General features: G+C 40.9%; 18 protein-coding genes. 6 read left to right on the top strand and 12 right to left on the bottom strand.

All coding sequences use genetic code 11. The features are described 5' to 3' along the window. Nucleotides 1-41: 41 nt before the first annotated feature. The 3 genes from IPL35_10490 to IPL35_10500 all read right to left on the bottom strand — a co-directional run bounded on the left by IPL35_10490 (nucleotide 42) and on the right by IPL35_10500 (nucleotide 4,100). Nucleotides 42-2,258, bottom strand: a complete 2,217-nt coding sequence (locus IPL35_10490; protein ID MBK8443796.1) for a hypothetical protein — start codon at nucleotides 2,256-2,258, stop codon at nucleotides 42-44. 186 nt (nucleotides 2,259-2,444) lie between these two features. After that, nucleotides 2,445-3,596 carry an acyltransferase gene (locus IPL35_10495; protein MBK8443797.1) on the bottom strand — a complete coding sequence of 384 codons (1,152 nt, stop codon included), beginning with the start codon at nucleotides 3,594-3,596 and terminating at the stop codon, nucleotides 2,445-2,447. A gap of 162 nt (nucleotides 3,597-3,758) precedes the next feature. After that, entirely contained in the window at nucleotides 3,759-4,100 is a 342-nt protein-coding gene (locus tag IPL35_10500; GenBank protein MBK8443798.1) for an SCP2 sterol-binding domain-containing protein, read from the bottom strand. A 409-nt stretch (nucleotides 4,101-4,509) separates the two neighbouring features. Here IPL35_10500 and IPL35_10505 point away from each other — a divergent pair, with 409 nt between their 5' ends. Next, complete coding sequence (locus IPL35_10505; protein MBK8443799.1) at nucleotides 4,510-7,254, top strand: carboxypeptidase regulatory-like domain-containing protein; 2,745 nt, start codon at nucleotides 4,510-4,512, stop codon at nucleotides 7,252-7,254. A 156-nt stretch (nucleotides 7,255-7,410) separates the two neighbouring features. Here the strand turns inward: IPL35_10505 and kynU are convergent, their stop codons facing one another. Together kynU and IPL35_10515 are read right to left on the bottom strand one after the other, a co-directional pair. Beyond that, on the bottom strand, nucleotides 7,411-8,694 hold the full coding sequence (kynU, locus tag IPL35_10510) for a kynureninase (GenBank protein ID MBK8443800.1): 1,284 nt from the start codon (nucleotides 8,692-8,694) through the stop codon (nucleotides 7,411-7,413). A 37-nt stretch (nucleotides 8,695-8,731) separates the two neighbouring features. Then, nucleotides 8,732-9,655 carry an ATP-binding cassette domain-containing protein gene (locus tag IPL35_10515; protein ID MBK8443801.1) on the bottom strand — a complete coding sequence of 308 codons (924 nt, stop codon included), beginning with the start codon at nucleotides 9,653-9,655 and terminating at the stop codon, nucleotides 8,732-8,734. Between the two features lie 442 nt (nucleotides 9,656-10,097). Between IPL35_10515 and IPL35_10520 the strand changes: the two genes are divergently transcribed. The 4 genes from IPL35_10520 to IPL35_10535 all read left to right on the top strand — a co-directional run bounded on the left by IPL35_10520 (nucleotide 10,098) and on the right by IPL35_10535 (nucleotide 14,264). Continuing rightward, complete coding sequence (locus IPL35_10520) at nucleotides 10,098-11,078, top strand: hypothetical protein (protein ID MBK8443802.1); 981 nt, start codon at nucleotides 10,098-10,100, stop codon at nucleotides 11,076-11,078. Between the two features lie 164 nt (nucleotides 11,079-11,242). Next, nucleotides 11,243-12,199 carry a T9SS type A sorting domain-containing protein gene (locus IPL35_10525; protein MBK8443803.1) on the top strand — a complete coding sequence of 319 codons (957 nt, stop codon included), beginning with the start codon at nucleotides 11,243-11,245 and terminating at the stop codon, nucleotides 12,197-12,199. A gap of 45 nt (nucleotides 12,200-12,244) precedes the next feature. Then, nucleotides 12,245-13,294 (top strand): hypothetical protein, encoded by a 1,050-nt coding sequence (locus tag IPL35_10530; GenBank protein MBK8443804.1) that lies wholly within the window; start codon nucleotides 12,245-12,247, stop codon nucleotides 13,292-13,294. A 76-nt stretch (nucleotides 13,295-13,370) separates the two neighbouring features. After that, a complete protein-coding gene (locus tag IPL35_10535; GenBank protein MBK8443805.1) occupies nucleotides 13,371-14,264 on the top strand; it encodes a T9SS type A sorting domain-containing protein in 894 nt (297 codons plus the stop codon). An 841-nt stretch (nucleotides 14,265-15,105) separates the two neighbouring features. Here the strand turns inward: IPL35_10535 and hflX are convergent. The 7 genes from hflX to IPL35_10570 form a co-directional block, all read right to left on the bottom strand. Further along, on the bottom strand, nucleotides 15,106-16,281 hold the full coding sequence (gene hflX, locus IPL35_10540) for a GTPase HflX (protein MBK8443806.1): 1,176 nt from the start codon (nucleotides 16,279-16,281) through the stop codon (nucleotides 15,106-15,108). A gap of 44 nt (nucleotides 16,282-16,325) precedes the next feature. Then, nucleotides 16,326-17,021 carry a lipoprotein signal peptidase gene (locus tag IPL35_10545; GenBank protein MBK8443807.1) on the bottom strand — a complete coding sequence of 232 codons (696 nt, stop codon included), beginning with the start codon at nucleotides 17,019-17,021 and terminating at the stop codon, nucleotides 16,326-16,328. 42 nt (nucleotides 17,022-17,063) lie between these two features. Beyond that, nucleotides 17,064-18,260 carry a gliding motility-associated C-terminal domain-containing protein gene (locus IPL35_10550; protein ID MBK8443808.1) on the bottom strand — a complete coding sequence of 399 codons (1,197 nt, stop codon included), beginning with the start codon at nucleotides 18,258-18,260 and terminating at the stop codon, nucleotides 17,064-17,066. Between the two features lie 106 nt (nucleotides 18,261-18,366). Continuing rightward, on the bottom strand, nucleotides 18,367-19,398 hold the full coding sequence (locus IPL35_10555; GenBank protein ID MBK8443809.1) for a hypothetical protein: 1,032 nt from the start codon (nucleotides 19,396-19,398) through the stop codon (nucleotides 18,367-18,369). A gap of 21 nt (nucleotides 19,399-19,419) precedes the next feature. After that, entirely contained in the window at nucleotides 19,420-20,574 is a 1,155-nt protein-coding gene (locus tag IPL35_10560; protein MBK8443810.1) for an endonuclease/exonuclease/phosphatase family protein, read from the bottom strand. A gap of 151 nt (nucleotides 20,575-20,725) precedes the next feature. Then, nucleotides 20,726-21,343, bottom strand: coding sequence for a DUF255 domain-containing protein (locus IPL35_10565; GenBank protein ID MBK8443811.1), 618 nt, complete (start codon nucleotides 21,341-21,343; stop codon nucleotides 20,726-20,728). Nucleotides 21,344-21,502: 159 nt separating this feature from the next. Continuing rightward, complete coding sequence (locus IPL35_10570) at nucleotides 21,503-22,501, bottom strand: ketoacyl-ACP synthase III (GenBank protein ID MBK8443812.1); 999 nt, start codon at nucleotides 22,499-22,501, stop codon at nucleotides 21,503-21,505. 312 nt (nucleotides 22,502-22,813) lie between these two features. Between IPL35_10570 and IPL35_10575 the strand changes: the two genes are divergently transcribed. Then, on the top strand, nucleotides 22,814-23,308 hold the full coding sequence (locus IPL35_10575) for a hypothetical protein (protein ID MBK8443813.1): 495 nt from the start codon (nucleotides 22,814-22,816) through the stop codon (nucleotides 23,306-23,308). The last annotated feature ends 3 nt before the right edge of the window (nucleotides 23,309-23,311 follow it).

The raw sequence follows: 23,311 nt of genomic DNA on the forward strand, positions 1-23,311 counted from the left end.
TTGTGTGGTAATAAGAGAGGATTTTTTTTAAAAAATAAAAATTAAGGCAAGGCTCTGAATGAACGCATCAATACACCTTTGTCGCCTATTTTTATCAGCACCCAATAAGTGCCTGCTACAAAATTATTTACATTTAATGTAGTGTTGCTGCTGCCCGCGATTGTTCCTAAATTTACATCGCTGCCCACTTGCTGTCCGTTGATGTTCAAAATGCGGTAGCTCACTTCGGCGGCTTCTGCCAACTCTATTGATATGTTTACGGGTTGTTGTTTGCTGATGATATTCGGGAATAAAGTAGCTGTTGCACCTTCCAAAGTAGCTACTATTGGTACGCCCACATAGCAATCCCCATTGGTTACTTCGCACCAACGTTGTGTAAATTCCTGATAATACAAATTGGCAATGCCCGCATCGTGGATAAGCAACAGATTCTCGTCATTACGGCTTTCTGCTCCTGCCGACCAGTTGAAAGAGCCGGTGGCTACAATGGGGTCGGACAAAAGGGCGGCGGCATCTACGATGGCGTATTTGTGGTGGATTTGTCCGGCGGCTTCGTGCGGCATTACATCTACACCTACGGTATTGGTCAAAAAGCTGTATTCGCTGCCCTGATCGTTGATATTCTCCATCAAGCCGTGTACCGTTACATCATCATTAAATTCTTGTGCGATGGCACTGCCTACTCCGTCCAAAGTCATAGAAAGAATGGCGAAATCTAAGGTTTCATCGGCACTTTCAATGGTGCGTGTGATAGCGGCGGCGGCATAGTCGGTGGGCGAAAAATACACTTCTACTTTTTTGCCGTTGATGTTGAGTTGTGTGGGCGTATTGGCAGATTTTGTATTGCCAAAATGTGCGCTGAATATACCCGGCGTGTCGCCGCTGCCGCCCCACATTTCTTCAAATTCCAACGTATAAACCTTTGCCAGCGATTGGTCTTGTATAAAAATAGTATTGTTGTAATCATCGCCGATATTTTCGTCTGTCCAGTTCATAGAGCCGCCCATTACCCACGAGCCGTCTTCTGAAGCCACATCTATTACCATAAATTTATTGTGCATCAAATCGTCGCCATTGCCGCTCAATACCTGAAAATCCGCAACACCGTCTTGCAATGCTGAATTTAAAGTACCTGCATCGTAAATGTAGCGCACGCGTACTCCTCTATCAACGGCGGCATTCAAAGCCTCTACCAAAGGTGCGCGCGAATTATTATACACTGCCACATCAATAGTTGCTTGGGCACTGTTGATAAACTCTATTAATTTTTGTTCCATTTGAGGACCGGCAAGATAAGTAGCGGCTGTTGTAGTAGCTACGGTAGGGTCAATGGAGTGATTAAAATATACCTGCATTGCACCTGTAGAATTAGAAGCCGTAACATATATGCCCGTAGCTGCGGTAGTTTCTGCATCGTTGGGAGCAACAGAGTAAGGTTGTATATAATAAACAGTGGCAGGCTGCAAATTATTAAGCGTAAACTGATGCAAAGTGCCTTCCTGACTATTCGTTTGGTTGCCCAATTCCAAAGCAGGCGTAAGCCCATAGCGCACACCTGATGATGATGAAATATTGGTTTCCCAACTAAATGTGAGGCTGTTGTTGGTAATGTTTGAAACTTCGGGTGTAGAAAGAATATAAAAATCAGACGACACCAAAAAATCTGCATCGCTGCGCGGCAGTATTTGTACCGCTCCGTTGAACTGGCTCGAAATACCCACTAAATCTGCTTCAAACAAAGGCAATTGCTCGCCGATAAGCGGATGTCCGGTGCGCACATAAATAGTACCCGTTTCGCCGTTGTTGTCTGTAAAATTGTAATTGCCTACACCAATGGTGCTGCCTGCTTCGTCAAAAGTAACATTATTCACTTGTATCAACTTCGCTTCGTTGATGCCTCCCACTTCCGAAGGCGGCACGACCAAAGGTGTAACACTATTGCCTGTAGAAAGTACGGACGTATTGGAAGTAGCCGTTAATTGCATCAATCCCTGAAAAATGCCCATTGCTCCGGTGAGTTGCACTTCATCGCCTACATTCCAGAGGCTCGTAATGGCAGGATCATATACCGGAATAGCCGCAGTAGCATCTTGTACATACCGAATCGGACCCAATTCTTGTCCGTTCAATACAATACCTTTAATCGTGATACCAGTAGTGCCTTGTGCTTCCAAGCGAGCTTCGGCAATGGATATTTGCGCCTGCAACTTCCATGAAAAGCACAAAACCAAAATGATAGATAATAATTGTCTGCTCATTTTTTTGTTGTATTTGAATGTTTTTTTTAAAAAAAGGAATACTTGTTTTTATAACTATACTACAATGATGGCTTTTCTTTTTTTGTTTTAAACAAGTTTCCAACTGCAAAATAAAGCATTTAAAACCAATATGTAATTGATTTTAAGAAAAGATAACAAAGTAAAGAAGTAAAAATTATTCTTTTTTTAAGCCCAAGCAAAAAAACGCTGTAAGGATTTGGCAATGCGTTGTTTGAGCAGATGCACCCAATTTTTATTCATGCAAGGTTTTTCGATAACTATAAAATATAAAGCACCCACTACCAAAATAATAGGTAACACCATAATAGATTGTAATAGCACATACGCCGCCCACGATACAGGAATGGCAAGTGCCGTAAATTTGGTAGTGATAATGATAATATATAAATGCAATAAATAAATAGAATAACACATACCTCCGATGACAGTCAGCCAAGTACGAGATAAAAAAGTCCGCAGATGTATATTAAAAAGGGTATAATAAAAAATAGGAATGATTAATATTGGAAAAAATGCTTTTTCGGCGGGTGTATTACCTAAGGTAAAAAACACAAAAGCTGCTGCTGCTGCTGCTGCTACTTCTATCCAAGCACTGCGGCGTTGAACCGACTGTGTGCTGTAGAGGTCTGCCATCAATAAACCTACCGCAAAAAACTGTATGTAACCGATTAATGAAAAGAACGGCATCGTGACCACATAATTGAAACCAGAAAAAAACAAAATTGCCGATATTAAAATCCCCATACGTTTACGAAAGTCTGAAATCATAAACACATTGCATAAAAAAGGGGCAAGCAGATAAAATTGTATTTCTACTTCCAAACTCCACGTGACACCGTTGATGAGCGGTAAATGTTCGGGATAGATAAAATTGCTTACATAAAAAAGTGAAGCAAAAAAATGGGGTAATAATGCACCGAAACTGTCGTGTCCGGTGATGATGTTCAATGCAAAAAACAGCAACAACGACAAAATATAAGGCGGCTCTAAACGTGTCAGCCGCCTTATATAATAATCTTTGAGTATTACAGGTGTACCTTGTTGGCGAAACTGCTGTATGAAAGGCAATGCCAATACAAAACCACTAATGGCAAAAAACAACTCTACTCCTTTGTTGAAGCCGCCCGCTACCCAATTCAATACAATATTTTCTTCAAAAGTATCTGTACCCAATGGGTGTAACTGTTTAAAATTCAAATGATTGACCAAATGAAACAACACCACTGTTAGTACGGCAACAAAGCGCAATCCGTCAATTTCAGGAATAAAACGACCTGAAGATGTAGTTCTGGATAAATGATTGCGCCAATTAAACATATTATTATGTTTGGAAAAAAAACGAATGCAAACATTGGGTATAATTCGCAAAAAATGAAACATAGCCGTTAAACGAACTTTTTTTGCTACTCCACAAAAGTAAAGCCATTTTTTATGAAACGGCAAAAACTATAATTTAATCGTGCGCAAAATATTGTTTTTCTAATGCTTGTCCTTTTTGTACAGCCGTTCAAACAAACCGATAAAACGCATCATTTCACCTAAATTGCTGATTTTGAGTTGCCCCATAAAAATTGCCATTTGCGGGTTGCGTTTGCCCAATTCTATTTCGGAATACACCTCATCTTTTGCTTTTACCACACAATTGGCTGTGCCGTGCAGCCCTTCGCTTACAGTGCAATTTCCGTCTTTTAATTCTACTGTAAATTCTCCTCCTTCATCGCCCGAAATATCAAAGTGAAATATACTTTCCATTCCATCTTCGGCACGTTCCGGCTTAAAACGCTGCGGTAAGCTTTTAATAATATCTGATGCTTTTTGCATAATAAAATAAATAAAAATATAAAATAAATAAAAATATAGGTATAAATACTATTAAAAAAGTCATACAATATTTATGACATAAAAATTGTATATGTTTTTTTTGGGAATGATAATGAATGAATTATACACAAAACTACATAAATTTACAAATGTTCTAAATATAAAGCCTGTAAATTCATTCTTTTATATGAAGAACAATCCATTTTCTACTTATAAAAATTTTTAGAAACTCCGCAAAAATTAAATAACTTTATGTCTTTATATACAATTTACTGTATTTGATTATCAATGAGTTAATTGTAATGAAAATAAAAATGTAAAAGTTGGTATTGTTTTTGTTTTATGCTTCAAGTCAAGTTATTTAAAATAAGAAGAATATAAAATAATATAATTAAAGAAAGCCTGCCTTATGAACAAATTTTCTTATATCATAGGTTTTTGTTGGGTATTGCTCTTGGGAGTATTTCTCCAACAACCGCTTCATGCACAAAAAAGCAAGATAAAAAAAGCCAACAAATTGTTTGAACGCTTTGCTTATCCCGAAGCGGCAGAAATGTATAAAAAGATTTTAAGCAAGAATAATGACCCCCAGGTCTTGGTCAATTTAGCCGAGTGCTATCGCTATATGAACGAGCCGATGGAAGCCGAATACTGGTACGAACAGGTGATGAAACTGCCTGAATACGACCCACTCCATAAATTGTATTATGGAATGGCTCTGAAAATGAACGGTAAGTGCGATATAGCACGACAGGTGTTTTTGGAATATGCCCAAATGGTGCCCGCCGATACACGCGGCTTGCGTATGGCGGAGTCGTGCGAAAAACAGGATTATTTCCTCCAAGACCCGGGCGTGTACAAACTTTCTACTACCAATGTCAATTCGGGTGAGTCGGATTTCGGTCCTGCTTTTTATCAAAATGGAATTGTATTTGCTTCGGCACGCGGCGCACAATACAAAGACCAAATATATAGTTGGACAAATGCTCCTTATTTGGATTTGTACTTTGCCGAAGGCAATGAAAACGACCCCGCTCAACTTTCCAAACCCGATGTGTTTAAAGGTGATGCAAATACTTGGATGCACGAGGGTACTGTGACTTTTTCCAAAGATTTTAAAGAGATGTACTTTACACGCAACAATTTTAATAAAGGCGTGAAAGGAAAGGATAAAAATAATACCATTAATCTGAAAATATACTCTGCTACACGAGAGGGCAATGAATGGAAAAATATTAAAGAACTGCCGTTTTGCAGCGATGAGTATTCTGTGGGACACCCCACGCTGAGTGCCGATGGCAATGATTTGTATTTTGTGTCGGATATGCCCGGTGGCTATGGCGAAAAGGATATTTATGTGAGCCACCGACAAGGCGACTCGTGGACTACTCCCGAAAATTTGGGTCCTGAAATCAATACCGAAGGGCGCGAAATGTTTCCTTTTATTCACGAAGACGGTACTTTGTACTTCGCTTCTGATGCTTTGCCCGGTTTGGGCGGATTAGATGTGTTCTCGTCATCGCCGCAAAATGGTATTTGGGGTATGCCCGAAAATCTTCGCGCTCCGGTCAATACCAATTTCGACGACTTCGGTTTTATTCTCAATAGCAGCAAAGAATATGGCTATTTGGCATCGAATCGTGCCGGCGGAAACGGCGACAAAGACGATGATATTTATAGCTTTACCCGCACTGCCTTTATATTAAATGGTATTGTAGTAGATGCCAGCACGCAACAACCCATCGAAGGGGCTAATGTGAAATTGTATCAGAATGGTATATTGATGCAGGAAAAAACTACCTACGGCAATGGTACTTTTATGTTCCCTGTTTCCAGCAATTTTGAATACAAAGTAATTGCTACCAAAACCGGCTACGCCGATGGCGAACAGTCTGTATCTACGGTGGGAATTGAGGGTCCGAGCATTGAAGTAAAAGTACCTTTAAGCCCTGAAAATGCTCTCGCCGGAAATAAATGCGAACTGCGCGGGGTGGTATATGAAACTTCTGCCTCCGGACAAAAAACGCCTTTGGCGGGTGCTACCGTAAAATTGGTGAATGCCAAAGATAAATTTGAAAAAACTGCCGTTACAGATGCCAAGGGTGCTTATTTCTTTGAATTAGACCCCAACTCGGATTATGTATTGTATGTAGTAAAAGAATACTATTTTTCGTCGAATACGACCCTCAGCACGGTGGGGCGCGATTGCTCATCGCCGCTGACCAAAGATATGGCTACCGATATATCACTTACCAAAATAGATATTGCCAATGATGGAAAAGGTGACGAAAACGGAGCAATTCGTTATGATGAAAATGGTAATATCATACGCGAAAGCGGTATTATTCCTGACCATATTTTACAACTCAACCATATTTATTACGATTTGGATAAATCTGATATTCGTGCCGATGCTGCCGTAGAATTAAATAAAGTAGTGGAATTGATGTATCAAAATCCGGGTATTGTGGTAGAGTTGGGTTCGCATACCGATGTGCGTGCTTCAGATGCTTATAATATGGCATTATCGCAACGCCGCGCCGAAGCTGCCGTAAAATATATTACCAACAAAGGTATCAAACGCGACCGCATCGTGGCTCGCGGCTACGGCGAAACTCGCCTTACCAACGAATGTCGCAATGGCGTACATTGCTCTGAGCAGTTGCACCAAGCCAATCGCCGCACCGAATTTAAAGTAATTGGTTATAGCAGCAATGCAGTTTACAGCGAACCCCGCTACTATGGCACGGGCTATGGTCGCGACCAATACAACAACGACATTTTACCGCCTGTTACTACCAATTACCCGCCTGCCAACAACAATGCCGGCGGCAATACAGCTCCTCCTGATAATATATCCGAATCTACCGGAGGAGCAGTATCAACTACAACCGTCATAAACAATGCACCATCAGTAGATGGATGGAGCTACAAAATACAATTGGGAGCTTTCAGAAAACCCAACTACAGCCGCTTTGAAGTGTTGAGCGATTTAGGAAAAATAGATTCAGAAAGAAGTGGAGATGTTACCAAAATACTGATAGGCACTTATTACGACCGCAACCAAGCCGAGAACATCAAAAACCAAATAAAACAAAGAGGTGTGAAAGATGCTTTTGTGGTGGTATATAGAAATGGTGTAAGAGCAGAATAGTTGTAGTTTGATTTCAAAAAAGAAATACAGCAAGCAATAGGCTTGTCAAAAAAAGGGGGAAAATGCAAAAGCATTTTTTCCCTTTTCTTTTTTTGAAACTGTTTAAATTTGATAAATACTGAATTTTAATTATACATATATCACTTATAATTAAAATTAATACAATTTTTCCAAAGCCTCTTCCAATAGACGGCTGAAATGCCATACCTCTTCAAAAGTATTGTATAAAGGCACCGGAGCTACGCGCAATACGTTTGGTTCGCGCCAATCGGCGATAACACCCCGCTCGGTGATATAATTGAAAACAGCTTTTCCTCGGTGCCGCATCAACAACGACAACTGGCAGCCGCGCTCGGCTTCGTTTTTGGGCGTAATGAGGTCGAAGGCTTCGTGGCGTGCGTTGAGGGCTTCTAATAACTGCTCCAAAAATCCGGTAAGCCGCAGCGATTTTTCGCGCAGAGCCTGCATACCCACCGCCTCAAATATCTCTAATGCCGCTTTATGTGCCGCCAGAGGCAAAATCTGTGCATTGCTCAGTTGCCAACCCGCCGCCCCGCGTTGCGGCACAAAATCGTGCGGCATCTGAAAACGCTTTTCTTCATCAAAACCCCACCAACCCGCCAGACGCGGCAGTGCTGTATTGTTGCCGTGTCGCTCGTGCACAAAAGCTCCTGCTGCGCCGCCGGGTCCTGAATTTAGATATTTGTAGCCGCACCACACCGCAAAATCTACCTTCCAGTCGTGGAGTTGCAAAGGTACATTGCCCACTGCGTGCGCCAAATCAAAACCCGCCATTGCTCCGTTTCGGTGCGCCGCCGCCGTAATTGCCGCCAAATCGAAAACCTGTCCGGTATAATAATTTACGCCGCCCATCATCACCAAAGCCAGTGTTTCACCCGCTTCTTCAATGGCGGCGATGATGTCGCTGTGGCGCAAACAATGCTCGCCCTCGCGCGGAAACAATTCAATGAGGGCAGTATCGGAAGAAAAACCATGTAATTGTGCCTGACTTTGCAGTGCGTAGCGGTCGGACGAAAAAGCGCGCCCTTCAAATATGATTTTATAACGCTGAGGTGTTGGGCGATAAAAAGAAGCCATCATCAAATGCAAATTCACCGTGAGCGTATTCATCGCTATTACTTCTTGCGCTTGTGCGCCCACAATCAACGAAAGCGGGCGACTTAATAAATGATGGTAGGAATACCAAGGATTTTTTCCTTCAAAGTGCCCTTCTACACCCAATTCCTGCCAGTCTTTGAGTTCTTGCAGCAAAGCAGCTTTGGTGTTTTTTGGCTGTAAACCCAAAGAGTTTCCGCAAAAATATAAGGCTTTTTTTCCTTTTATGACAGGAATATAAAATTGTTTGCGATAGTTGCGCAAGGCATCGGATTTATCCAAAGAACGCGCACTTTGCAATGAGAGAGGAACTGTGCTTATCATATATTTTTTTGAGCAATGAAAAAAAACAATACAAAAACTAAGTGGCTTTGCCCTTTACCTGCTCTACAAAAATTTGATGCAGCGAAGGCAAAATTTCTCGAAAAACAACTAAATCTAAATGTTCTTGCCGACCAAAATACTGCAAAACTGCCTGTGTAGAAGTGGCGGTTTCGGGTAAACGCAAAATTAAGCCGTTTTCAAGTTCTTTTTCTATAAAAAAAGGTAAGATGTCGCTTTCGGCATTGCGCTGCCAAGTGCCGCCTTTGCGCCAGCGAATTTCATAAATATGTTGTTTAAAACGCTCCTTTACCGCTTCTACTGCTCCTTCCAGCACAATTTTTCCGTGATGAATGAGCGCAATGTTTTCACAAATTTGCTCCACCTGCTCCATACGATGGTTGGATAAAATGATGGTAGCTCCTTTATCGCGCAACGAAAAAATCTCTTCGCTGATAAGTTGTGCATTTACGGGATCTAAGCCGGAGTAGGGTTCGTCTAAAATAATCAGGCGCGGCTCGTGCAAAATGGTGGCGATGAACTGTATTTTTTGCTGCATACCCTTTGATAGTTCATCTACTTTGCGGTTGCGCCAGTCGGCAATTTCCAAACGCCGCAGGGCTGCATCTACCAATTCGGCGGCGCGTTTGGCGGGTACTCCGCGCAATTGTGCCAAATACAGCAGTTGTTCGCCCACTTTCATAGATTTGTACAAGCCGCGCTCTTCGGGCATATAACCGATTTGTTCCACCCGTTGTGCTGTGGCGGGCTTGCCGTCGAAGTATAAAGTGCCGCTGTCGGGCTGCAAAATGTCGGTGATGATGCGTATGAGGGTGGTTTTTCCGGCTCCGTTGGGACCGAGCAGCCCGAAAATGCCGCCTTTGGGGATATTCAAACTGACATCGCGCAGTGCTTGATGCCCGTTGAAGTTTTTATTAATTTGTTGTAACTCTAAAATGTGCATTTTGTGCAATAGATAATCTGGAGTTGAATGCAATGATACAACAAATTTTTTATAGATGCTCTGCGATGAAACAAAGCGTATTTTTTTATAAAATACACCAACTACACGACAGTTTTGTAGTGCTAAACATTGAATGACGCTCGACGACATAGGGTAGCTGAAAATAATACACTTAACTCACAACTCGTTATTAAAAACCAAACACTACCCTGAAATTTCCCCCCACACACATCGAACAACTTTTTACAAAACAATGACAAAACCCCCACTCCAAAATTTGGTGTGTTGAAAAAGATGCGTTAAATTAGTGCAGTTATCCCATAAAAAAAACAACTTCGCGCCTTAGCGTCTTAGCGGTGAAAAAAGCTACTAACCGCAAAGCCGCAGAGCCGCAAAAAAAAAGAACATAAAAGAGGATATTCTCAATTATCAATTTTTACTTATGAACACTCAATACTTTTTATTACTCCCTCGTTGGTTGCTGCTATTGGCAGCGTGGATATTTGTATTATTGCCGCCCGAAGCCCGCGCCCAAAATGCCGAGTTTGCGCCCATTGGGGCGAAGTGGTGGTATGGCATGAGTGGAGCTACTCCAGATTTATTTGGAACGATTGGCGTTTTAGAATATACCTCTCTGAAAGATACCGTTATTCAGGAAAAAAACTGCAAAATGATACATCGACAAGAGTATGGCTCTGATTATTACAGTTACTATATTCCTGAGTTTGCACCCGACACTTTTTATGTATACCAAAATAACAGCGAGGTATATGTGTATAATCCGCCTACACAAAAATTTTTGCTACAATTTGATTTCTCTTTAAATGTTGGTGATACGCTCATCAGTCGTTTGCGCTTCAATAAGTTTTTTCAAATATTAATTCAAAGCGTAAATACCGTAGAAATCAATGGAATGACATTGAGGCAGTTAAAGGGAAAGAGTATAAGTGAACTTGCATATTGGTCTGATAGTTCTTTCGTAATCACTGAAAAAATAGGATTATCCAGTGGGTTTATAATTGACGAAATATCAGATATACAGGCATATTACTACTATAATATTCCTGAACAGGGGTATACCTGCCAAGGAGTGCGCTGCTACGAAGACACAGAAATAGGCTTATATCACAATGAAGAGAGCAAGTACCCCACTTGCGATTATTACGAATTTACGGGAATAGCAGCAAATGAAGCGGCTGCTTATACTTTGCCCTGTCGGGTAGGCGGGCAAACGATTTATTTTCAGCTTGCGCAGCCGCCCGCCGAAGCGTTGAGTTTGGATATTTATAATATGTGGGGGCAGCAACTATACAAGGGCAGCTATGCTGATGTACAGCATTTGTATTTGCCTAATAATCAACCCTATATAGCCGTACTCAAACAAGACCATATTTTTATTCAATCACAATTTTTTAAATTTTAAAAGATGATGAACGCTAACTTTTGAATTAGCACTCTTATCCCATAAAAAAAAACAACTTCGCGCCTTAGCGTCTTAGCGGTGAAAAAAGCTACTAACCGCAAAGCCGCAGAGCCGCAAAGAGAAAGAACATAAAAGACGATATTCTAAATTATCAATTTTTCCTTATGAACACTCAATACTTTTTATTATTCTCTCGTTGGTTGCTGCTATCGGCAGTGTGGATATTTGTATTATTGCCGCCCGAAGCTCGCGCCCAAAATGCCGAGTTTGCGCCTGTGGGGGCGAAGTGGTGGTATGGTGGCGGTAATCTTGATATATTAGGATACAAAATTTTTGAATCAGTAAAGGATACACTTATCAGCAACAAAGCCTGTAAGAAAATAGAAATGATATATTATTATTACTTACTGCCTCTCAATACTTTACACGAAGGGGACGTTTATAGTTTTTATATTCATCAAAATGGAGAAGAAATCCAGTGGTGCAGTGCTCCTAATTGGGAATTTCAAACATTAATAGATTTTGATGCTCAGGTGGGTACTTCGTGGCAAATTGCTGAAAAAAATGCTTGTTATGAAAATTATGAACCGAGTTTTGCCACAGTGGATAGCATAGGAACTGTTTTAATCAACGGAGTTGAGCGTAAAATTTTGTATTTCACCTGCTCAGGAACTTTTACGCTTGGTTTTGGACAGATTACTGCCTCCGCAATAGAGGGTATTGGTTCTTTGTATAATTTTTTGCCTGTTGAAACGGGAGGAACTCAACAATGCCCAATATTTTTTCATTCTCCAATAGATGAACTTCGCTGCTACGAATACAATAATACGTTTTATCACCACACAAGCGATGCAGCCTGCGAACTCATATTGGGCGAAGAAACAAGTATCTCGCAAGATTTTTCCTACTCGCTCAATGACAATACACTGCACATCACTCCCCCGCCTCTGCACAATGCTTCTTATTATCAACTGTTTGATGTGCTCGGCAATATATATGATAATGGAACAATAGATAAACAAGGCAGTGATATTGACATTGCCAACCTAACGGCAGGTATGTATTTTATTGTGCTGAAATATCAAAATTCTGTCTCCACACTTAAGTTTTGTAAATTGTAAAAGTTCAATTTTTTATAAACCACTAACCTAAAAGGAAATTTTTCAATGATGAACACACTTCAACTATTTAATACTTTCCCTTTGCCCGATAGACGAGGAATGAAGTGGCTGCTGCCACTTATAGTATGGGCATTATTTGCACCGCCGCCCGAAGCCCGCGCCCAAAATGCCGAGTTTGCGCCCATTGGCGCGAAGTGGAACCTGCTTTCAGTACAACCCAGCACTATGGGTAAACCAGCAAACTACTACCATTACCTTCAAGTTGCAGAAAAAGACACCACACTCATTAACGAGGAAAATGCTACCATTTTACGCTTCTATTTGCTATCAGGCACCCCGCATCCGTACTACAACCCAAAAATAATTCAACAAAAGGGTGACACCATTCTTTATTTAGCCAAAAATAAATTTTATCCTCTATATAGAGTAAATGCGCAGGTGGGCGATGAATGGTCGTGGTATTTATTGGATAAGTTTTACCTATCCACTCCCAATGATTCTATTATTGGTGAAGTGCGTTTTAAAGTAGATTCTATCGCTTACATCACTATTGATGGGCAAACAACACGGCGACAATATGTAAGCCATAATTGGTTGTACATAGATGAAAATGATCAAAATGATTTCGATTTTTATTTTTGGGACTGGATAGATGATAAAGTGGGTGGTTATCCATACTTTTATCCTTTTATAGAAGCTGGATTTGTAGATGTACCTTCTCAAACTTATGTGCATTGTTACGAAGATGAGGAAAGTAATATTACTTATCCTTTGTATCAGTTCCCTTCCACTTTTTATATGCCTAACGAAATGTCCTGCGATGCTTTCTATTTTTATGTAGGAATAGATGATTATGACGACACTGCTGCCTATTTATTTCCAAATCCTGCTCACCAATACACCACCGTTCATAGCGACACTCCCCTGCAAAATATAGTATTGTATGCAAAAGACGGCTCAAAAATAGAGGAGTGCTTATGCAGAGATACGGATTGCAGGATAGAAACTTCGCACTTGCCCATCGGCTTTTATATAGTGGCAATACCATCAAAAAACAACACCGTTCAATATCATAAATTATTCATTAACCATTGAAAAAACACATAAAATGACAACACGAATTTTATTTGGAAAGAAATTGCGGGTTTCTTTCCCGTTCACATTTAGGGCAATGTTATTATTTTTAAAAATATGGGTATTTATCGTCATATCGCCACCCGAAGCCCGCGCCCAAAATGCCGAGTTTGCGCCTGTGGGGGCGAAGTGGTCTTATATGCAACATTATGTAGGACCTCCCTATGGTTATACTTTTTGGTCGGTACATTCTGAAGCAGTAGGCGACACGCTCATTGAAGGCAAAAGCTGCCGTATGATTAAAGGCTATCACAATGCTTATTTGCACATTGAAAACGGCGTGGTAGAGCGTTATTTCAACGGTGAATTTTATACCCTCTTTGATTTTAATAAAAATAAAGGTGAATTTTGGTATAGTAAGATACCGAATGAATTAGATACTATAAAAATACAAGTAGATTCTGTAAAATCTGTAGAAATAACAGAAGGTATATTTTCTAAACGCTTATATGTAACTGCAACAGGTATTGATGCAAATTGTGGTCCAACACCTGTTTATATTCATATAGGAAGTATAGATTCATTTATGGGAAGTGCTACCGATTTCTTTCCTTTTTATTTTTGCGGAACTGACTATTTTCTACCTTCTTTACATTGCTACCAAGACAATGAAATTCAGGTTACTTTGCCCTTTTGGAACATTACTGATTGCGATTATACAAATGTAGGCTTCAACGACAATGCAACAGGTGAAGCGATGCCTCGTATTTTTCCGAGCCTTGTGCGGGATAAGCGGCTATATTGCGAAAATCACCTTTTTGAAGAAGGAAGCATCACCATCAATAATTTGCAAGGGGTAGCGGTTTTTCATCAACCTGTCTATAAAGGTGTATCCGCATTAGATTTGCCCACATTGCCGCAAGGTATGTATTGGGTTATTTTTCAAAGCAAAAATTATTACTCTATTGCCAAAATTGTAATTCAGCCATAAAGCAACATTATTGTACCGCCACTTTAAAAATATATTATTTTCTAAATTAAAAAAACTATGAAACACCGATTATTATTGTTGCTGCACACTACTTACCTGCTGCCACTTATAGTATGGGCATTATTTGCACCGCCGCCCGAAGCCCGCGCCCAAAATGCCGAGTTTGCGCCTGTGGGGGCGAAGTGGTAGGTGGAGTCCATCGCAAAAAACGGGGGGTACTGTTGAAAGTGCTCCTCGTTTTTTTTGTTTAAAAACAGCGTCCGGCGGTATTTTGGGGAGTGGTAGGGCTGTTTTTGTGCCTGCTGCTTAGGTCGGAGGCGTTTTTTTAGGGTAGGGTGCGCTACTCCACCCAAAAGTAGGCGGCGGCGGGCGGTTGTTTTCTCAAAAACCCCTTATTTATAAGGCAAATATCAATCACTCTTTATTGTTGCACCTATTGTGGGAGGGGGTAGCGGAGGGGGTGGGGGGGGGTACCCCCATAGGTACCCCCCCCTACCTATATAAGTACCCCCCCCCTACTTCTGAACTCGGTTAGCTTACTTCTGAACTCGGTTAGCTTACTTCTGAACTCGGTTAGCTTACTTCTTTTTAACTTTGACAAATTTTTGAACTTTGTCAAAGTGGTGGGCAACAAAAAATCCTGCCAATCCCTTAATCCCAAAAATCAGGGTTCTGACAGATGAAAGTTCCGACCACAACTCACGCTGTTTGAGCCTTAATTTTGGAGATTATTGAAGTAGTATAAATTTTGATTTTGGGGGAGTGAGGGAGTATAAAATAAACTATCGTATAGTTTGAGAAATACTATATTTTTTCGTTTAATCTTGTGGTTTATCTGCTGTTAATAAGCAGTTTTTGCCCTGATTTTCACTATCATTTCTACAATTTTATGGCGCAACTCCTCTAAATTTTCTTTTTTCAATGCCGAAATGAAAATAACATCTTCTTCATAGCGGCTGCGCAGCTTTTGTTTAAATTCTTCCAGCACCATCAGGCGGTCTTCGTCTTTGATGTAGGGATCAAAATAAGTGCTTTCAAAAGCATCGAATTTGTTGCATATCAACAAAGTGGGTTTGTGCGCTACTTTTAGTTCTTCCAATGTCTTTTTTACTACCGCTATCTGGTCTTCGTAGTGCGGGTGCGAAATATCCACCACATGCAACAAAATGTCGCTTTCGCGCACTTCATCAAGCGTTGATTTAAAACTTTCAATCAGATTATGCGGCAACTTGCGAATAAAACCCACGGTATCCGACAACAAAAAAGGTTGCTGCTCAATAGTGAGTTTGCGCACGGTAGTATCCAAAGTGGCAAATAGTTTGTCTTCGGCGAATACTTCTGTTTTGGCAAGGGTGTTGAGCAGTGTGGATTTGCCCACGTTGGTGTAGCCCACCAAAGCTATGCGCACCAATTGTTCGCGTTGGCGGCGTTGGGTAAAGTTTTGGCGGTCAATATCGGTGAGTCGCTCTTTGAGGCGGCTGATTTTTTCGTTTACGATGCGGCGGTCGGTTTCTATTTCTTTTTCGCCGGGACCACGCATACCGATACCCCCCTGCTGGCGTTCTAAGTGTGTCCACAAACCCCGCAAACGCGGCAATAAATATTGTAGTTGCGCTAGCTCTACTTGTGCTTTGGCTTGTGCGCTGCGGGCGCGTTTGGCGAAAATATCAATAATCAAAAGGCTGCGATCAATGACTTTGCGCTTGAGTTCGCGCTCTAAATTGTTTTGTTGCGAAGGCGAAATGTCATCATCAAAAATTACCAAATCTATTTCGTGAGTTTCTATGTAGTCTTTTATTTCCTGTACTTTGCCTTTGCCTATAAAGGTGGCTTTATCGGGATAAGGGAGCCGTTGTTTAAAAGTTTTTACTGTGCTTGCCCCCGCAGTATCGGCAAGAAAAGTCAGTTCTTTCAGGTACTCGTCTAAGATGGGTTCGGTTTGCTCTTTATAAATAAGCCCCACCAAAATCGCTTTTTCGTTTTCGTGGAGACTGGATATTTTTACGTCTTTTAGCATGTAAAAAAAGGATTTTTGGGCGCGTTAAAAAGATAAGCTGTTTTTTATGTTTGCGGCGGGGGATTGTCGTCAGTATCGTTTGGTGTGGTATAGTGTGGTTTTGCTTCGTGTTCGGAGGGTTCTAATTCGTCGGAGAAAATAAGGTGGCGTTGGAACAATAAAATAACGGCGACACCTACCGAAATAGCGGCATCGGCGATATTGAACACCGGACGGAAGAAAACAAAAAAGTCGCCGCCTACAAACGGAATCCAAGCGGGTAAAAATCCTTCGTAAAGCGGAAAATACAGCATATCTACCACTTTTCCGTGAAATAAAGGGGCATAGCCACCGCCTTTGGGCAAAAATTCGGCGATATTGCGTGCATGGAAAGAACTTTCGCTGAACAATACGCCATAAAAAATACTATCTATAATATTGCCCAAAGCTCCCGCAAAAATGAGCGAAAAACTCAATAATATACTCGCCGATGCCGAGCGTTGCAGCAACTGACGAATGAGGTAGCCAATAAAAAATACCATTAATATCCGAAAAACCGTGAGCAGCAGTTTGCCGTAGTTGCCGCCTAAAGTTACGCCAAAAGCCATTCCTTCGTTTTCAATGAAATGAATACGAAACCAATCGCCCAAAATATAAAACTCCTGACCGATGAACATGTGCGTTTTTATCCAAAACTTGACGAGTTGGTCAAAAAACAGCACGCAGCCTACAACAATAAAAGGAATGTATTTTTTTTTCAAAATAAACTCAATAAGCGTTTTTTATAACGCACAGAAAGAAGATTATCGTATTAAAACAACCCCGCCGTAGTTTTTTACTTCAAAATTGTTTTCAAGGTCTTTGTAATTCGCTATCCACATATAACTGCCCACAGGAGCGTTTTCGCCGCCTTCCATCGTGCCGTCCCAGCCGATACTATTGTCGTTGGTTTCATAAATGAGTGCCCCCCAGCGATTAAAAATTTTGAGGGTATAATTTTCAACAGCGCAAGTGCCTAAACCTCTGAATGTGGGGTTCATGGCATCGCCATCAGGCGAAAAGGCTTTCGGGAATATCAAACAACCCGCCTGACAATCTTTTTTGACGACATACACCTGATCGCTGGCTTTGTTGCCGCATAAATCTTCAATCGTTACGCGATACATTCCTTCTGAGCGCACCTGATACGTTTGCTGGGTGCTGCCGTCTTGCCAAGTATATTTTTTATATCCCGCTCCTGCATTTAATACCAAACTACCTTCGCTGCACAAAGTGAGCGTGTCGGAGTCGGATATATTCACGGTGGCAATTCCGTCATTCAAATGCACATCTACTTCATCAATATAATAATAAGCCGTTGGCTCAGTGCCGTTGGCAATTTCGGTGGGGTTGTCGGTGTTTTCGTCATCATAAAAATTACCAATCAACATATATTGCTCGCCGCCTTGTGCAGTGTAGCGTGCACCGATCAGTTCCCAGCCATCTGTGGTTTTGAATACCGAATCAGAAGAAATAACCAAACTCGGAGTAATATTTGCCGGATAATAATTGTTGGAAGGCAAACTTACTACATTGTTGGTAAAATATACATGAAACTCACCTACTGCCCAACGCGCTTTATCTGCCAAACTGATTTTGAACGACACACAATAATCTTCGCCGGCTTGGAGCGGCTGACTTAACTGTACCTGCGGAAATTCGCGGTAATTGTTTGTAGTGCTCGTATCTACCAAATACAACTTTAATCCTGCGTATGCCTGTCCTTCGGCGGGCGTTTCAATTCCGTATTGATTTGCTGTATTGCTGTTGAAACCACTATTGCCGCAAGCATTAAAATAATCCACAGAATTAATCATCCACCAAGAATTGCACATGTTTTGGAAATCGCCTTCGGCAGCAGGACAACCACTGCTTGACTCAAAACCGGCGTTGGGAACTAAATTTTGGGAAAAGAGCTGAACCATGTTCAGCGTTAATATTAATAAAAGTATTTTTTTCATTGCACAAACAATCCATCTTCAAAAAACTTTGCAAAGTTAATGAGAATGATAATGTAACGTTGTAAAATATTGAAAAATCAATAAAAAACCTCAATATTTGGAGTTGTTAAGGCGAATTTTTTATAAAAAACGAAGGGTATGTTACCAAAATCGGCTGAAAATGATAGTTTTGAACGATGGCAAAGTCGCGCTTTTCGTTGAGTTGTGCAAAAAAACGGTCTAAATCGAAGCGAAGCGGATTGCCTTGTCGGTCGGTCAGTGTTTTGCTGCGCTCGTTGATGGGCTTGTACCATAATGTTAGTTGTTGTTGCTGTTGTGCCGTGTCTTTTACGGATATAATGCAAAACGGCGCACTTGCCAATACCGAATCTTTGCGGATATACTCGTTTTCAAATGCTTCTATCTGAAGCGTTGGTATCGACTTGAAAAAATTGTTGGCTGCCAGCATATTCATCGCAACGGCGGGCAATGGCGGTGTTTGTGCCGACAAGGGCTGTATGATAAAAGAATCTTTGGCAGCGGGCTGAAACGAAAAAGAATATTGTGGCATAGCCGGATATTCTATTTGTACGGAAGCAATCGCTTCGGGGCTTATATGAAATACGCTGCGGTCGCGCCACAGTGTGATGTCGGTATTAAAATTTGCTCTTATATCGCCTTCAAAACCCGGAATATGCACCAAACAGGGAGCTTGTCCGTCTATTTGGGCAATGTTGCCTTGCTTGCTGTTGTTGAGACCCAGCAACGCGAAGCGGCGAAGCGGCTCACTGGCGGTGGCATCGTCAAAAACGGCAACAGTGCGGGCGTTTTTTTGCAGCGAGTTTTGTGCGGTATTTAGGGCACTTTGCGCCAAAGGGCTGTATATATGTAGGCGATACAAAGTGCTCAGTGTGCTTTTGATAGTGGGTGCTGCCACATAATAACGCTTGTTTACCGACCAGCGACCCTCTTTTTCGCGCTGTAAGGTCAGTGTGCCTTCTTTGTCGGAGATGACGATTTTTTGAATGGCAGCAGTATCTGTAATAGCAACGGAATCGCCCGAAACCGAGAGCGTGGAAGTATGACGGCGGGCAATAAAAAAATAGGCTGCCGCCGCTAAAACAGCAAAAATTAAGATATAAAAAAAATTCCTGTTCATTTATGTGCTTATAATAAAAAACTATTGCTTTTTGGAATCATAATGCAAAACGGCTACTACCGGAAAATGGTCAGATTTCCCTTTTTCTATTATTTTAAAACTTTTTGTCTCAAAAGATTTATCGTGTAAAATATAATCAATACGAAAGGAGGGCAAGGGACCATTGTAAGTGCCGCCCATACCTGCGCCACATTCCAAAAAAGCGTCTTTGAGTTTTTTTTGCCGCAAAGTATGATAGGCAAAAGAGTTGGGGGTGTCGTTGAAATCGCCACACACAATTACCGGATACGGCGAAGACTCTATATTTTCAGCCAATGTATGTACCTGAGCACTTCTGAGACGAAAAGCATCGCGCAGTTTTATTAAAATAGACTTAGACCCTTTTAAATCTATATTTTCTATTTTAGATATTTTTTCTAAATATTTATAATCTTTTTGCCCCAAACGATACGATTGTAAATGAGAATTGAACAATTGAAAACGCAATCCTTTGGCTACTTCTACTACACAATAAGTAATTAAATTGAGGCTTTTCGGAAACTGTTTCTTGAAACTGTCTCCACTGATAATCGGGTATTTTGAAAAAGTTGCCAGTCCCCAGTGTTTCGTATTTTCCAAAGTGAGTGTTTTTTCGAAACGATGGTAGGGATAGCCTAAATCGTTGGTAATTTTTTTGACATTGTTGAAATTTCCTTTTTCGTCTTCATCTGTAAAAAACTCCTGAAAAAAAATAATATCGGGGTTTTCGTGCCGTATCAGTTGCAGCATAGAGTCTCTTGAAGTGCTATTTTCTGTCCAGTTGTACAAATCAAAATTTTCTACGTTATACGTCATAACTTTTAATGAAGCCGAATTTTCTGTTTCCGCCTTCTGCGCCCCATCTTTTTCGGATAATTGTGTTGTAGCTGTGGCAAAGGTATATTGAAAATTCTGCCTGCCCCCAATCATCACTCCCAACGACAATAGCAAAGGAAGCAAACGAAACTTGAGTAACCAAAATATTATAAATATCAAATTCGCAAAAAATAAATACGGATAAGCTAATCCTGCTACTGCCACCCACCAAAATTTTCCGGACGGATTGACATATAATGCCGCCTGTGAAATGCCCAAAAGGATTGCCACAGGAATATTGAGGTAAAAGAACAGCTTATCTAATAAAGTAAGGCGGCGCATAATAAGCTGCTAAGATAAAGAATAAAAAAAATAGAAAAGTCTATAATGCGTGAAATGACAAAATTATGATGAATGTCTGCAAAAAAACCTCCTTTAGTGCATATTGCAGCAAAGGAGGTTTTTCTTTAAAATTTTTATCTACTCAATGCAATTATTTATTGCTGGGTGTTACCTGCAAAACGGGTGTTTGCTTTTCGGGCATCGCAATTTTGGATTGAAAACTTTTGTCAAAATCTGCCCAAGGGGTGGTTTGGTGATGATTCTCGGCGAAATAATGTAGTATTTTATCCATCATATCCGGCTCTTTGAAACCCGGTGCAATGCTCAAATTGCTTAAATCTTCGCCCAGAAACACCAAAGTCGGAAAACTCATTCTGCCATTGAGTAAGGTGGCTGCAAATTGGTTGTAGCCTCTGCCGTTACTGCCTTGCACATACTCAAAAGTTTCTTCACCCAATTTGATGGGCGTTTTTTGTTCGGCATCTAATTTTACGGCATAATAGTTGGCATTTACATACTCTACTATCGTGGGGTGAACAAATGTGGTTTTGTCCATTTTTTTGCACCAGCCGCACCAATCGGTATATACGTCCACCATAATTTTTTTAGGGTTTTTCTGCGAAGCTGCCACCGCTTCTTCAATGCTCATCCAACGAATACCTGCTGTGGTAGCAGTGCCGCCGTCTCCGTCAGCCTTTTGTGCCGCCGCAAATGAACTCCACAACACAACCCCGCACAAGAGTGCCAGCGAAAGAAATATTTTTTTCATGTAAAAAATTGTTTTTGTGTTTTTTTTGAAAAATATAAAAAAGTGAAAATTCCCAAAGTGCAAAGTTACTAAAGAATTATCAATACTTGCCGAGTGTGCTTTGACTAAAATCGTGCTAAAAAGTTTATAAAGTGTTAAAAATTTATAATCTTAGTTTCTTTACCATCTTAACAAAGCCGATGCCCAAGTGAATCCGCTTCCAAAAGCAGCCAAACATACTAAGTTCCCTTTTTGTAAGCGTCCTGTTTGATGAGCTTGACTTAACGCCAATGGAATAGATGCCGCTGTAGTGTTTCCGTATTGTTGTATATTGCTCACTACTTTTTCTTCGGGCAGGTTCATTTTGCGCTGCAAAAACTGAATAATGCGATAATTGGCTTGATGCGGCACAAGTAAATCTATATCGGTTGCCTGCAAACCGTTGTGTGCCAATGCTTCGTTGATGACCTCCTCAAAGCGCACTACGGCGTGCTTGAATACTAAGTTGCCGTTCATATACGGATAATAGCTTTCGGGCAATGCTTCACCCTCGACAGGGTAGCGTGCCGCACTTAGGTTGCCCGGGTCTTTTACCATCAGCTCTTCGGCAAATGCTCCCTGTGCATGTAAATGTGTGGATAAGATGCCGCTGTCGTTGTCGGAGGCTTGCAGCACTACCGCCGCCGCCCCATCGCCGAAAATCACCGACACATTGCGCCCGCGTGTTGTTTTTTCTAAGCCGTGACTGTGTAATTCGCTGCCGATTACCAACACTGTTTTGTATGTGCCTGCTTTCACAAATTGGTCGCCTACCGACAGTGCATACACAAAACCCGAACATTGGTTGCGCACGTCCAACGCACCTATTTCGCGAATGCCGAGTTGGTGTTGCACCAGCACGCCCGTTCCGGGGAAGTAGTGGTCGGGGCTAATAGTGGCTACAATGATAAAATCTACATCTTCCGGTGTCAGTCCGGCATTTTCCAGCGCGCGGCGGGCTGCTGCCGTTGCCATTGATGCCGTTGTTTCCTGACCTGCCACTGCCCAGCGGCGTTGCTCAATACCGGTGCGTTCGCGTATCCACGCATCGGTGGTGTCCATCATCTGTTCGAGGTCGGCATTGCTGATTACACGCTCAGGTACATAATGCCCGATGCCGCTGATTTTGGTTCTTTTCAGCATTTTTTTATGATATGGATAAAAAGTGTGATAATTTGTTTCTGAAAAATATGGGTAAAATTACACGAAAATTCAACAATTTCTTATTTGAAAATAAAAGCATCTGAATAAAAAATAATGTCGCGTATGTCTTATTTGCTTTATACTGAATTTTTTTTAGCTTTTGAATAAATGATGTAGATTCGTAAATACAGAGAAGTATAAAAACTGTTTCAAATTCCTGCATATAAAAATGATTTGTAGGCATCATGGCAGTATCTCGTATCATTTGTTAATAGAAACAAATAAAAAATCACCACAAACCATTGAAATATGAAACCTCAGAAAGATATATCAGAAATAATAGAAAAAATTACTGAAAATGCTCCCTCGGTTGATGAAGCCATTATAAAATTAAACGGCTATTTTAAACAATATTTTTGGAACAATCATCTTCGTATAAAAATGGGGGAATTATACCTGAAGAAAGGAGACTTTGTAAAAGCAGGAAAAATGTTGTATTTCAAGGACAAACCGAATGAAGCCGAGCAAAGAGCCATCGTAAGATTTAAGGAGAGTTGTAAAAATAAACACCTCCTTATTCTTAGGTCGTTTCTTGATAAAGCCAAAGTTCCAAGGGGCATTGATGTAAAAATGAGCTATAAAATATTTAATTTAATCCTGAATGTAGCACAGCAGGAAGGTTCTTTGCCTGTTGGTATTGTATTATGGATATATCGGTATGAACGAATAAGAAGTATAGAAATAGAAAAAGGATTGATACAAAATTATTCAAGAAACGATAAGTCTGATGAAAACGTTGTGTAGTTG

The sequence above is a fragment of the Sphingobacteriales bacterium genome, assembly GCA_016711285.1.
Classification (GTDB): Bacteria; Bacteroidota; Bacteroidia; order Chitinophagales; family UBA2359; genus JADJTG01.